Source organism: Yinghuangia soli (assembly GCF_021502675.1).
In the GTDB taxonomy this organism is placed as follows: domain Bacteria; phylum Actinomycetota; class Actinomycetes; order Streptomycetales; family Streptomycetaceae; genus Yinghuangia; species Yinghuangia soli.
Window position 1 is genome coordinate 256,976 of the sequence record NZ_JAKFHA010000005.1, and the last position, 12,360, is coordinate 269,335.

The following is a 12,360-nucleotide window of genomic DNA, read 5'->3' on the forward strand; positions in this document are numbered from 1 at the left end:
AAGGCCATAGGCAACCGCACGAAACCGGCCGCCAGGCCGCCCGACCGTGAAGGAGCGCCTGATGCTCGTCCTCCTCGACGCCCCCGACATGCTGCTCGGCTCGGCCGTGCCCGGGTCGGCCCCGCACGACACCCTGGGCACCGAGACCGGGAGTCTGCGCCTTGCGGTGCGGATCCCGGACAACCCGCCGAACGCCCCCGCGAACCGCATCGTCTACGCCGCGGTCACGTCCGCCTTCGGCACCCGCGTGCTGTTCGGCGAGGCGGCCGCCTCCGGAGCCCGCGGTGCGGCCATCGCGGCCCGGCTCCTGGACGCCTTCCGGGCCGGCGCCGCGCACGAGCCCGAACTGAACCGGGTCGCCTACCAGATGGCCCACGCCCTCCGCGGCGAGCGGGAAGGCGGCCGCGAACTGGCCCGCGTCACCCTGCTCGAACACCGCGCGGACGGCCGCCTCGCCATCGTCGACCGGGCCGGACCGGTCCCCCTCCAGGTCGGCTATGGAACCGCGCGCCCGCTCGCTCCGCCGCTGCCGCAGCCGCCGATCGGCGTGCTCAACCCGGGCAGCCTGCGCGTCCCCGCCCACCTGGAGAAAGTGAGCCCCGGCGACCGCATCCTGCTGCACACCGGCGCCCCGGCGGACATCCGCAACGGCATCCCCGGCCAGACCGGCAGCGCTCCCGCGGACGGCCTGCGCGGGCTGCTCGCGGCCGGCGCCGTCGACGGCCCCTTCGACCGGGCCCTCGACCGCCTCGCGGCCCGCGGCGCCGAGGCCCCCGGGACGCCGCTGCCCGAGTCCGGCGCCCTGTGCCTCGTCGAGATCGGCGACCCCGCGGACGCCACCGCGCCCACCGGCCCGCGCGAGGTCATCAGCCGCGCCCGGCGGCCGCGCAACCCGCTGCGCACCCGGTGAGCGCACATGTCAGGCGGCGGCCGGCACCGGCCGCCGCCTGAACTGCGCCCACGCCTGGCGGCCCCAGGCCACCGGATCCCACGTACCCCGCCCGCGCACCAGCGGGTAGCAGGCCACCCCGAGCAACACCGCCGAGAAGTGCCCGATGTCGGTGAACGAGACGCCGTCCAGGAACGGGACCAGCACCGACACCAGCACCCCCGCCAGATACAGCCAGCGCCACGGCCGCGCGATATGCCACACCAGGACGGCCATCACGGCCTTGAGCCCGTAACTCACCCCCACGTCGACCACGTCGCGCATGTCGTCCGACAGCATCCCGGAGCGGATGCCCAGCCAGACCAGCCCCTGGCTCAGGTACGTCGCCCCCACGTGCCCGATCGCCACTACCGCAAGCCAGCGCCACGTGCCCAGCCAGCGCTCCGCGGTGGCGTGGAAGACGGTGAACATGACCGCGTAGTGCAGCAGTCCGCCGCCGCTGGTCCACAGCGCACTGCCGATCAGGACGTGCACCGGATCGGAGTCCAGGTGCGCGATGTTGGTGCTGCGCTGCGCGAGGAAGACGTCCCGGGCATTCTGCGGCAGCGAGTCGTAGATGAACGTCGTGACCAGCAGGATCAGCCACCAGATGTACGTCCCGGGCGCCGACTTGATCCAGTCGCGGATCGCCTGCGCGATGCGGACGGCAGTTGCCTTCGTATCGGACAGCCGCACGAATCATCACCTTTCCGGCTATTTGCCGGAAATCATGGCAGAACCTGCCGCATTCGGCGCGGAAGCGAAGCCCCCGGATCCCAGCGCGGCCGACCCTGCACAAGGGCCGCGCAGGACAGCCCGATCAGCACCGCCGCGACGTGCCCGGCGGCGGTGAAGTCGTGCTCCGCGAAAGCGGGTGCGCCCACGTACACCGCGAGGACGGCGAGGTACGCCCAGCGCCAGCGTCCGGCGATCCCGTGGAACAGCACCCCCGCGACCGCCATCAGCGCGTAGCTGGGCCCCACGTCCACCGCATGCCGCAGCCGGTGCGGCAGCGAGCCCGCCTCGATGCCGGCCAGCACCACCGCCTGGCTCGCGTACGTCGCACCCACGTGGCCCAGCACCGCCACCGCGAGCCAGCGCCAGGTGCCCATCCAGCGCTCCGCGACCGCGAAGACCACGGTGAATATGACGGTGAACTTGACCAGATGCGCGCCCTCGGCCCAGAACGCGCTGGCGGCCAGCACGCGCAGGGGCTCCTCGTGCAGGTGCGCGATGTTCGTACTGCGGTCGCGCAGGAACGCGGTACGGGACTCGGCCGGCATGCGCAGGTACACGAACGTCGTCGCGTACATGACGGCCAGCCAGATGTACGTGCCGGGCGCGGCGGCCATCCACCTGTGGACGCCGCGGAGCGCGCGCAGCATCATCCGGCCGCCGTGCCGCATCCGTCCTCCTCCGCAGGTGTCCGCAGGTGTCCGCAGCGTCCGCCGCCGGTCGCCCCGTACGAGGACGAGGGGAATCGCTCCTATGGAAGCACGCCCCGCATCCCGGCCCCGGAAACGCGGAACGGCGGCCCCGGCAAGTGCCGGGGCCGCCGTCGGCGGAACAGGTGGGGCAGCGGCTAGCGGATCATCCGCACGCCGATGAAGCGCGCACCGCGGCGGGTCATCGCCATCACCGGGATGCTCAGCGCCAGCGAGATCTGCAGGCTCGCACCCATCGTCAGCACGGCGTCGCCGCCCGGCGAGTCGGTCGCCCACAGCGTCAGGCAGCTCACGCTCGCGGCGAGGGCCAGCATGGTCAGGATCGCCAGCTTGCCCTGCGGCTTCGGGTACTCGATCCGGCTCACCATCAGCCACGCGGTCAGCAGGATGCCGGCCGCGCCCACCGCGAACGGCAGGTCGAGCAGCACGATGGAGACCACCGTGAGCGCGCCCATGGGGATCGGCATGCCCTGGAAGACCCCGGGGCGTCCCGGCGTCGAGGCGAACCGGGCCAGCCGCAGCACGCCCGCGATCAGCACCGACAGCGCGACCAGCACGGCCGGCGTCTTGTCCGGGCCCAGCGGGATGGCCGCCCAGGTCACCACGAAGAACGCCGGGGCGACGCCGAAGGTGATCACGTCGGCCAGGTTGTCCAGCTCGGCACCCAGCGCGGAGCGGCGCAGCTTGCGCGCCACCAGGCCGTCGCACAGGTCGAACAGCGCACCGATGAGCATCAGCACGACGGCCGCGGCGGCGCTGCGCCGGTCGGCCGGCACGCCGTACCCGTCCATGTGCTGCGCGACGGTGGCGACCGCCAGGAAGTAGACCGCCAGGAAGCCGCACGCGGCGTTGCCGAGGGTCAGCACGTCGGCCGCGGAGATGCGGGACGACAGCGGCGTCTCCTCGGCGACCGGGTCGGTACGCGGGATCGGGCGCTCGTCGCCGTACTCCGCGATCGGCCCGATGCCGTCGTAGTTGTCGAACTTGTCGAAATCAGACGCGGTCAAGGCGAGTCTCCCCGGCTGTTGTGCGCTGGCCGACGGTCACCGCCGGCTCGACGCCCGGCGGGAGGTACACGTCGACGCGCGAGCCGAAGCGGATGAGCCCGATGCGCTCGCCCACCTCGACCTCGGCGCCTGCCTCGAGGTACGGCACGATGCGGCGGGCCACGGTGCCGGCGATCTGGATGAGCTCGATCTCGCCGCGCGGGGTGTCGAACACCCACACGACGCGCTCGTTGTGCTCGCTCTCCTTGTTGAACGCGGGCACGAAGCCGCCGGCCTTGTGCTCGACCGACTTCACGACGCCGGTGAGCGGGGCGCGGTTCACGTGCACGTTGAGCGGGCTCATGAAGGTCGCCACTCTGGTCCGGCCGTCCGGCCAGGGGTCGATGCTCTGCACGACGCCGTCGGCGGAGGCGATGATGCCGTCTTCGACGGGGGTGCGCTCCGGGTCGCGGAAGAACCACAGCATGCCGCCGGTCAGAGCCAGCGTCGGCACGGCGGCGAAAGCCCAGCGCCGGGAGCGAAGCGCCGCACAGCCGGTCACCGCTGCGGTCAGCGCTGTGGGCACCAGCCAAGGGGAGGCACCCTTGGCGAGGCGCACGCGGCTGCGCGGCGTGTCGACTGCGGAGGTCGGCGCGGGGGAATCGTCACTCATCGAGAACCTTTGTCGGGGGCGTGCCCGTCGGTAGCGGGCGGCACTCGGCGGATGCTACCTAGACTGAGGGTCATTGCGCTCTATGCCTGGGCGACTCTTTGACCTTGAAGCCCTCCACAAATCACCAAAATCGGTTGGTTCGTGGTGACTGCAAGGCGGCGAGCCACATCTGCTCTTACCGTCAAGGTTGCCCGCCCGGTACGCCCTGTGCCAAATCCCCTCCCCTCTGAAGTACGCCTCGAGCAGGGGTGACGGGGCCATGGATCCGCTTCATGTGCTTTTTGTGACACCGCTGTGACGTTTCCTGGACCAACCATGCAGTCGGGGGGGGGGGCGCGGCGGGGGGGCCCCCCCCCCCCCCCCCGGCCCCCCCCCCCCCCCCCCCGCCGGGGGGGGGGGGGGGGCGGGGGGGCCCCCCCCCCCCCCCGACCGCGGGCACGCAGCACGCAAGCAGGGGCGCGAATAGGGCGCGAGCAGGGGTGGAGGCCGGGATACCGGTGGCGGATCAGCCCGCGCTGAGGCCGATCATCGTGCCCGGCCGGGCCCCGGTCGGCTCCGCGGCGAGGACCGTGGGGACGCCCCCGACCACGGTCGCCCGGATCCCCGAGTTGCCGCGCGAGAAGCGCCACGAGCCGTCCGGGTTGTCGTACAACTTGACCTCGGGCCGGACCTCGATCTCGTCCAGCGCGAAGATCGCCAGGTCGCCCGCCTTGCCGGGGGCGATGACCCCGCGGTCCCCGAGGCCGAAGAACCCGGCCAGCTTGCCGGTGAGGTTGTGGACCGCCTCCTCGACGGTCAGCAGGCCCGTGTCGCGCGCGTAGCGGGTCAGCAGGTACACGTTCTCCCCGGAGCCGCAGAACAGCTGCAGGTGCGCGCCCGAGTCGTTGATGTTGGTGAGCGTGTGCGCCTCTTTGAAGAGCTCCGCGATGACCGGCTCGTCGAACTCGTCCGGGATGCCCTTCATGCAGGACTTGATGCCGTTGGCCAGGATCCAGTCGGCCAGCGCGTCGGAGAGGTGCTTGCCCTCCTGCTCCGCGTACGCGCGCCACGAGATGTCCAGCGGGCCGGCGCCGGTCTCCGAGATCGCGAAGATGAGCGATTCCGGGCGATCCAGGCGAGAAGTGGACGAACTCACCCGGTTGTCGTAGTCCTCGCGCGCCCGTGCCCGCCATTCGGGGTCGGTCAGCTGGGCGAGCTTGGTGTCGGCCGGTCCGTTGATCCACTCGTTCCACGCCGCGACCCGCTGGAAGGTCAGTGCGCGCTCGAAGTTGAAGAACGGCTCCAGCGGCTTGTGCGGGACGTTCGGCCAGAAGTCGACCCCCGACTCCCGCAGCCGCCGGTGCAGCGCGATGGTCTGCTCGCGCAGGTAGTCCTCGCGGACCGTGGACGGGATGGCGGTCCACTGGCCGCGCACCCCGCGCGGGGCGCAGATGCGGGCGAAGCGCTCGACGTCCGCGTCGATGTTCTCCGGCTCGTTGAAGCGGGTGATCATCTGCAGCGTGGCGCCCGGGTGCCGGGCGATGACGTCGACCAGCGCCTCGAACTCGTCGTCCTCGGCCAGCCGGGTCGGCACCACATTGAGGTAGCGGTCCTTGTCGAAGACATTCGTCGACATGCCGATCGCGCCGTGCGCGAGCGACTCGTCGAGCAGCGCCGCCATCGCGGCGATCTCCTCGGCGGTCGCGGCGCGCTTCCAGGCCGCCTCGGCGCCCATGACCGTGGTGCGCAGCGTCAGGTGGCCCACGAAGCCGGCCACGTTGACCGTGGTGTTCTGCGCCTCGCACGCGCGGCGGTACTCCGGCCAGCGCTCCCAGGTCCACGGCACGCTGGTGTGGAACGCGTCCAGCGGCAGGTCCTCGAGGAAGGTGAACAGGTCGAGCACCGGCCCGCGGGCGCTCTCCTGCAGCGGGGCGACCGACATGCCGCAGTTGCCGAAGACGACGGTGGTGATGCCGTACGCAGGCAGCGGGTCGAGTTCCGGGTTCCACCACATGGCGCCGTCGACGTGGGTGTGCGCCTCGATGAAGCCGGGGGAGACGTACGCGCCGGTCGCGTCGATCTCCTCCTCGCCGCGGCCGGGCAGGTCGGGGCCGACCTCGGTGATGACGCCCCCGGTGATCCGCACGTCCGCGCGCTGCGCGGGCGCCCCGGTGCCGTCGACGACGGTTCCTCCACGTACCAGCAGATCGGCCACGGCCGTCTCCTTGCTGTCGGATGGTCCGCGGGGCGGTTCCCGGTGCCCCGCGGTTATGATGCGAGTTGTAATTTAACTAGGTGAACTAGTCAAGGGGCGGGCCGCGCTGGAAGAATCCCGGGCTGTGCCGAGTACGCCGACCAGCCCCGCGCCGACCAGCCGCGCCGCAGCCGCCGCCCGCCGCCCTGCCGGGGGCCGGCCCCGCGACCCGCAGATCGACGACGCCATCCAGAGCGCGGTCCGCGCCCTCCTGGCCGAGGAGGGCTACGCCCGGCTCAGCTTCGAGACGGTGGCCCGCCGCGCGGGCGTGACCCGCCCGACGATCTACCGCCGCTGGTCCTCCAAGGCCGAACTGGTCCACGAGGCGGTCTTCCCGGCGCACGGCTCCGAGGTCCTGATCCGCGACACCGGCGACTTCGCCGCGGACGTCCGCCGCGTGGTCGCCGACACCGCCGCGTCGTACGCCCGCCCCGAGGCCCGCGCGGCGCTGCCGGGCCTGTTCGCCGACCTCGACCAGGACCCGGCGCTGCGGGCGGCGGTGATCGACCGCCTGGAGACCCAGGCCCGCGAGCAGTTCCGCACTTTGGTCCGCAGTGCCGCCGACCGCGGCGCGGTGCGTACGGACGTCGACCCCGACGTGCTGTTCGACGCGGTCCTGGGCGCGGTGTTCGCCCGCGCGGTCAACCACGCCGCACTGCCGGAGAGCTTCGCCGACGCACTCACCACGATGCTGGTCGCCGGAGTGGCACCCCGGGGTTAGATGCCGGGCGGCTTCGCCGACGCGTGCGACGGTGCCGGCCGCCCGCCCCGCGGCTCGCCTGGCGGGTCCGCCCGAGCATCAGGGGTGGCGTCCGTCGGTGTGTGCGCAGGCAGCCGTGGCCTGCGGCCTGCGAGTACCGCATCGCGGGCAGCCGGCCCTTCGTCTTCTCCGCCGCCCCTCAAAACCTTGCGGGATTCGTGCCACCATGCGGCCGACACCGCGGTGATCACGCCGGTCCGCGCGGGACCGGGCACGCAAGGGAGGCATCGGATGGGGCTCGACGTGTGGAACCTGCCGGCGGAGCGCGAGGGCGTGCCCGCCCCCGACGAACTGGTCGAGCGCCGCAAGGCCGTCGCCGCGATACCCCAGCAGGTCGAGCCGGGCGTCGACGTGCACCAGCAGCAGTACGGCGGCGTCCCGGCCGTCGTGGTCTCCGTGCCCGAGCCCGCCCGGACGGTGTTCTACCTGCACGGGGGCGGCTACCGGCTCGGCGAGGCCGCGGGCTGGACCGGGTTCGCCTCGCGCCTCGCCCTCGCCGCCGAGGCCCGCATCGTCCTCGTCGACTACCGGCTCGCCCCCGAGGCCCCGTTCCCCGGTGCGCTGCGCGATGCCGCCGCCGCGTACGACGCCGCCGCCGAGGAGTTCGGCCCGCTCGTGGTGGCCGGCGACTCCGCGGGCGGCGGACTCGCCCTCTCCCTCGCGGTCGCGGTGCGCGACGCAGGCCGGCCCGCGCCCACCGGGCTGGTGCTCATCTCGCCCTGGCTCGACCAGACCCTCGACGGCGAGATGTACGCCGCCAACGCCGCGACCGACCAGCTCTTCGGCCTCGACGCGGCCCGCATCGGCTCCGAGCTCTACCTGCAGGGCCACGACGCCCGCGACCCGCTGGCCTCGCCGCTGCTCGCCGACCCCGCCGGGCTGCCGCGTACGCAGGTCTTCGCGGGCGGCGCCGAGGTGCTCCTCGGGGACGCGACCGCCTTCGCCGCGCGCGCATCCGCCGCCGGGGTCACCGTCGAGGCGCACCTGGTCGCCGGCATGCAGCACGTGTGGTTCACCATTTTCGCGGACCTGCCCGAGTCGGCCCACGCGCTCGACGCGATGGCGCGATTCGTCCGCGCCTGCTGACCCCGTACCGTCCGGAACCCGCCTCGGCTCACGTCAAGGGTGTTGCGCAGCAAGCCGGTTGCGGCATCCTTGACTGAGTCAGGCAAGTGCCGTTCCGGGCGGACGCGGAAGGAGCCACACATGGCTCGCACCGACAGCACCGACAGCACCCGCAATACCGAAAGCGCCGAAGGCACCGACGTATTCGCCGACCTGCGCGCCGAAGGCGACGCCCTCGACGCGCTGGTCGCCGAACTCGACGACAAGCAATGGGAGTCGCCCACCCCCGCAGAGGGCTGGACGATCGCCGACCAGATCGGCCACCTCGCCTCCACCGACGAACTGGCCGTCCTGGCCGCCACCGACCGCGACGCCTTCGCGGCCGCGCTCCCCGACCTGCTGGCCCTGCTCCAAGCCGGTCTGGAGGCGGGCGTCAGCTCGGGGCGCCGCGGCGGCGAGCGCGGCGCGGAGCTGCTGGCCCGCTGGCGGACCGGCCGCGCCGACGCCCTCGCGGCGCTCGCCGGCCATCCGCCGGGCACCCGCTTCCCGTGGTTCGGGCCGCCGATGAGCCCCGCGGCGATGGCGAGCGGACGCCTCATGGAGACCTGGGCGCACGGCGGCGACGTCGCCGATGCCCTGGGCGTACGCCGCGAACCCACCGGCCGCATCCGGCACATCGTGCGCCTGGGCGTCCTCGCCCGCGACCACGCGTTCGGCACCCATGGGCTGCCCGCGCCGGCCGTGCCCTTCCGCATCGAACTCAGCGCTCCCGACGGGAGTGTCTGGGCCTACGGCCCCGAGGACGCCCCGCAGACGGTCACCGGCCCGGCGGCCGACTTCGCCCGGCTCGCCACCCGCCGCCTGCACCGCGACGACACCGCCCTGAAGGCGGTCGGCGCGGACGCGCACCGCTGGCTGGACATCGCCCAGGCTTTCGTCGGCGACCCCGGCGACGGCCGCGCCCGAGGCCGCCGCACTACCTGAACGCGGGAGCAGGGCAGCACTTCGACTCACCCGACGCGCCGCCGCACCTGCACCGGCTCACCCGCTCGGCTCTGGAGACGCAGCCCGTCTGCTGCGCGGAGTCCGGCCGGCCGATCTCCCGTTCGCCGGAAGCCCCTACGCCGTATTCGGAGGGTACTGCTGCCCTCGCGGCGCCCGGTGCCGCGCATCGCGCGCCGGGCCTGCTCCGGGCTGCCGTCCCTCCTGCGCCCGCCCAAGTCCCGCAACTCCGCGAGCGCAGCAAGGAGGGCTGCCCGCCCCGGTGCACGACCCCCCAAGACGCGGCTTGGTATCCCCGCGCCCTTGCGTCCGCCCGCTCTTGCAGACCGCAGCTCTTGACACGTGTCACCAACCCCGGATATCCCGTACCTCCGAGGTGTGGGGCCTCGGATCTCACCGGTGCGCGGGGGTGGCATGACGGTGCGTCACAGTCTGGTGATCAGCTCACTCCTGACGATCGTCGGGTTCGTCAACACCGTCGTCTTCGGCTATCCGCTGCTCGAAGGCACCGTCCATCCGGTCCTCCTCGGCGCGCTGCTCGTGCTGTTCCTGGGGGTACGCCAGTTCCAGCGCCCGTACTTCCGGGTCTACCCGGACGCCGTGGTCCTTGTCGCGCTCGTCGGTTCGCACGACCGCGAGATCGCGGTCGCCGCGACCGAGCGCCTGGTCCTGCGCCGCGGCCGCGTGCTGCTCGTCGACACCGCGGACCGCGCCCGGCGCCCCCGCCGCGTCCCGGTGACGCGCCTCATGGCCCGCGCCTCGGACTGGCGCGCGGCGTTCGCGCGCTCGGGTACGGCATGATCGAAGTGTGAGTGCCACCCTTGACCGCGATGCCGTTCCGCAGTTCGTCCTGCCGCTTGTCGTGCACATCGAGCGCGACGCGCCGCCCGCCCGCACCGCCGCCCTGGAGGCGGCCGCGCGCGCCGTGCTGATGTTCCTGGCCGACGAGCGCTCGGTCGAGGGGGAGTGGGCCGACTGCGTCACCGCATGGACGGACGGCCGGATCCGCAAGGTCGTACGCCGGGCCCGCGGAGCGGAGTGGCGCCGCGCATCCGCTCTCGACGGCGTCACGCTCGAGCACGAGGGCGCCGAGGTGCGGGTGTTCCCGCCCGTTCCGCTGGACGCCTGGCCCAAGGACCTGGCCCGCCTCCAGGTCTCCGGCACCGACCTCGACGACCCCGCCGCCCCGCCCGCCCCCGAACCGGGCCTGCCCGTGCTGTGGTTCAACCCGGAACTGGAGTTGACGGCCGGCAAGGCCATGGCGCAGGCCGGCCACGGCGCGCAGCTGACCTGGCTCCGGCTGGACGACGAGGGGCGCAAGCGCTGGGCCGCGGACGGCTTCCCGCTCGCCGTGCGCACCGCGGCACCGGACGCATGGCCGGCCCTGACCACGTCGGGCCTGCCCGTCGTACGCGATGCGGGCTTCACCGAGATCGCCCCGGGATCGTGCACCGTTGTGGGCGATATGCCGGAATTGCGAGCCGGGTGACGCCGGTTCCCGTCCGCAACACGCCGTCCCGCATCCGGCTCTCCGCCCCCGGCCGGCCGCGGGACCGGCGCGCGGCGCGCCCCTGACCTGGCGTCATATGCCTTGCGGATAGCGGCATTTGGCCTGATGCTGCAACTGTCCGGTGACATATTCGGGCAGCAACCGAGACCGCCGCGTGACCATGGCGGCGCGGCCCGGTCATCCACCGGCGACTACGGTGGGACGCGGCCGGGTGGTCGACTGCCCGGTTCCCGTGCCGCGCGGCCCGGGCGCGGCTCCGCCGGCGCCGCCCCGCTCCGGACGGCCGTGCCGCCTGCCGACCAGGGAGCGTGCCCGCGAGTGAATCTCCAGGTGACCACCGAGGACCGCGAGGGCTGGACCGTGCTTTTCGTCTCCGGGGAGGTCGACTTCGCGGTCGTCCCGGAGCTGGGGGAACACGTCAGGCGGGCGGTGGCCCAAGGGCGTCACCACCTGATCCTGGAACTGACCGACGTCGTGTTCTGCGACTCGACCGGGATCGGCGCACTGGTCGGGGCGAGACGCCTGCTGCGCTCCTGCTCGGGGCAACTGCGGCTGGTCATGCCGGCCGGCGGGGAGCACCACGTCAACCGGGTCTTCACCGCACTCGGGCTGCGCCGCCTCTTCGACGTGCATCCCACCCTGGACGAGGCGTTGGCCGCACCGGAAACCGGAGGCCGCGAGGCTGCCGCGGGCTGACCGGATGATTGCTTGAGTCAAATGACTGCGCTACGTTGCGGACCGGAATCCGCAGTCGCACGCAGGAGGGCTTGGCATGGCACTCGAAGGCTCCAAGATCGTCGTCACCGGGGTGACCGGACAGGTGGCCGAGCCGGTGGCCAAGCTCCTCGCCCGCGACAACGAGGTCTACGGCGCGGCCCGGTTCAACGACGAAGAGTCCCGCGAGCGCCTGGAGGCCGCGGGCGTGAAGTGCGTCAAGATCGACCTCGCCGCGGGCGACGTGGCCGGCCTGCCCGCCGACGCCGACTACGTGGTCAACTTCGCGGTGGCCAAGAGCGGCGACTGGGACGCCGACCTCGACGGCAACGCGGGCGGCGTGCTGTGGCTGATGGACCACCACCGCTCCGCGCGCGCCTTCCTGCACTGCTCGTCCACCGCGGTCTACCAGCCGGCCGGGCACAAGCTCCTCAAGGAGACCGACGCGCTGGGCGACAACCACCGCGTGTGGTCCTTCCTGGAGACCTACAGCATCTGCAAGGTGGCCGCCGAAGGCGCGGCCCGCTGGGGCGCGGCGCGCTACAAGCTGCCGACCACCATCGCCCGGCTGAGCGTGCCGTACGGCGAGAACGGCGGCTGGCCGGCCATCCACCTGGAGATGATGATCTCGGGCGTGCCGGTCCAGGTGCACTCGGACGCGCCCAGCGTCTACCACCCCATCCACGAGACCGACATCGTCGCCTCGCTGCCCAAGCTCTTCCGCGCCGCCTCGACGCCCGCGACCGTCGTCAACTGGGGCGGCAGCGAAGCGGTCAGCATCGAGGAGTGGTGCACCTACCTCGGCGAACTGACGGGGCTTCAGCCCGAGTTCGAGCAGACCGACGCGACCATCAGCAGCGTGGCGCTGGACCTGACCCGCATGCACGAGATCCTGGGCACCACCGACGTGCACTGGAAGGACGGCATGCGCCGCATGGTCGAGAAGTTCCACCCGGAGCTGCTCAAGGGCTGACCCGGCGGGGGGGGGGGCCCCGCGGGGGGCGGCCCCCCGACCGGCCCGGCGCCCCCGCCCGGGGGGGGCGG

Annotated in this window: 13 protein-coding genes; 8 read left to right on the forward strand and 5 right to left on the reverse strand. The window is 73.0% G+C overall.

The annotated features are described in order from the left end of the window. The first annotated feature begins 61 nt into the window (after positions 1-61). Positions 62-910, forward strand: a complete 849-nt coding sequence (locus LZ495_RS12390; RefSeq protein ID WP_235052175.1) for a SpoIIE family protein phosphatase — start codon at positions 62-64, stop codon at positions 908-910. A 9-nt stretch (positions 911-919) separates the two neighbouring features. Here LZ495_RS12390 and LZ495_RS12395 read toward each other — a convergent pair whose 3' ends face one another. The 5 genes from LZ495_RS12395 to LZ495_RS12415 form a co-directional block, all read right to left on the reverse strand. Next, complete coding sequence (locus tag LZ495_RS12395) at positions 920-1,624, reverse strand: rhomboid-like protein (protein ID WP_235052176.1); 705 nt, start codon at positions 1,622-1,624, stop codon at positions 920-922. 32 nt (positions 1,625-1,656) lie between these two features. Beyond that, complete coding sequence (locus LZ495_RS12400; RefSeq protein ID WP_235052177.1) at positions 1,657-2,334, reverse strand: rhomboid-like protein; 678 nt, start codon at positions 2,332-2,334, stop codon at positions 1,657-1,659. Between the two features lie 176 nt (positions 2,335-2,510). Next, a complete protein-coding gene (pssA, locus tag LZ495_RS12405) occupies positions 2,511-3,380 on the reverse strand; it encodes a CDP-diacylglycerol--serine O-phosphatidyltransferase (RefSeq protein WP_235052178.1) in 870 nt (289 codons plus the stop codon). Next, entirely contained in the window at positions 3,367-4,032 is a 666-nt protein-coding gene (locus LZ495_RS12410; protein WP_235052179.1) for a phosphatidylserine decarboxylase, read from the reverse strand. The genes pssA and LZ495_RS12410 overlap by 14 nt, the downstream gene beginning before the upstream one ends. A gap of 505 nt (positions 4,033-4,537) precedes the next feature. After that, entirely contained in the window at positions 4,538-6,226 is a 1,689-nt protein-coding gene (locus LZ495_RS12415) for an N-acyl-D-amino-acid deacylase family protein (protein WP_235052180.1), read from the reverse strand. Between the two features lie 124 nt (positions 6,227-6,350). Between LZ495_RS12415 and LZ495_RS12420 the strand changes: the two genes are divergently transcribed. The 7 genes from LZ495_RS12420 (at position 6,351) to LZ495_RS12450 (ending at position 12,289) form a co-directional block, all read left to right on the forward strand. After that, entirely contained in the window at positions 6,351-6,986 is a 636-nt protein-coding gene (locus tag LZ495_RS12420; protein WP_235052181.1) for a TetR/AcrR family transcriptional regulator, read from the forward strand. 270 nt (positions 6,987-7,256) lie between these two features. After that, positions 7,257-8,111: an alpha/beta hydrolase gene (locus tag LZ495_RS12425; RefSeq protein WP_235052182.1), complete on the forward strand. Its 855-nt coding sequence runs from the start codon at positions 7,257-7,259 to the stop codon at positions 8,109-8,111. A gap of 120 nt (positions 8,112-8,231) precedes the next feature. After that, positions 8,232-9,074, forward strand: coding sequence for a TIGR03084 family metal-binding protein (locus LZ495_RS12430; protein ID WP_235052183.1), 843 nt, complete (start codon positions 8,232-8,234; stop codon positions 9,072-9,074). Positions 9,075-9,506: 432 nt separating this feature from the next. Beyond that, a complete protein-coding gene (locus LZ495_RS12435) occupies positions 9,507-9,893 on the forward strand; it encodes a hypothetical protein (RefSeq protein ID WP_235052184.1) in 387 nt (128 codons plus the stop codon). Between the two features lie 7 nt (positions 9,894-9,900). Next, complete coding sequence (locus tag LZ495_RS12440; protein WP_235052185.1) at positions 9,901-10,581, forward strand: aminoacyl-tRNA hydrolase; 681 nt, start codon at positions 9,901-9,903, stop codon at positions 10,579-10,581. A gap of 339 nt (positions 10,582-10,920) precedes the next feature. After that, positions 10,921-11,298 (forward strand): STAS domain-containing protein, encoded by a 378-nt coding sequence (locus LZ495_RS12445; protein WP_235052186.1) that lies wholly within the window; start codon positions 10,921-10,923, stop codon positions 11,296-11,298. Between the two features lie 76 nt (positions 11,299-11,374). Beyond that, complete coding sequence (locus LZ495_RS12450; protein WP_235052187.1) at positions 11,375-12,289, forward strand: NAD-dependent epimerase/dehydratase family protein; 915 nt, start codon at positions 11,375-11,377, stop codon at positions 12,287-12,289. The last annotated feature ends 71 nt before the right edge of the window (positions 12,290-12,360 follow it).

What these genes read in the sequence shown, in the direction of transcription:
- LZ495_RS12390 (WP_235052175.1), top strand. Translation starts at nt 62, where the DNA reads ATGCTCGTCCTCCTCGACGCCCCCGACATGCTGCTCGGCTCGGCCGTG.
- LZ495_RS12400 (WP_235052177.1), bottom strand. Translation starts at nt 2,334, where the DNA reads ATGCGGCACGGCGGCCGGATGATGCTGCGCGCGCTCCGCGGCGTCCAC.
- LZ495_RS12410 (WP_235052179.1), bottom strand. Translation starts at nt 4,032, where the DNA reads ATGAGTGACGATTCCCCCGCGCCGACCTCCGCAGTCGACACGCCGCGC.
- LZ495_RS12425 (WP_235052182.1), top strand. Translation starts at nt 7,257, where the DNA reads ATGGGGCTCGACGTGTGGAACCTGCCGGCGGAGCGCGAGGGCGTGCCC.
- LZ495_RS12430 (WP_235052183.1), top strand. Translation starts at nt 8,232, where the DNA reads ATGGCTCGCACCGACAGCACCGACAGCACCCGCAATACCGAAAGCGCC.
- LZ495_RS12435 (WP_235052184.1), top strand. Translation starts at nt 9,507, where the DNA reads ATGACGGTGCGTCACAGTCTGGTGATCAGCTCACTCCTGACGATCGTC.
- LZ495_RS12450 (WP_235052187.1), top strand. Translation starts at nt 11,375, where the DNA reads ATGGCACTCGAAGGCTCCAAGATCGTCGTCACCGGGGTGACCGGACAG.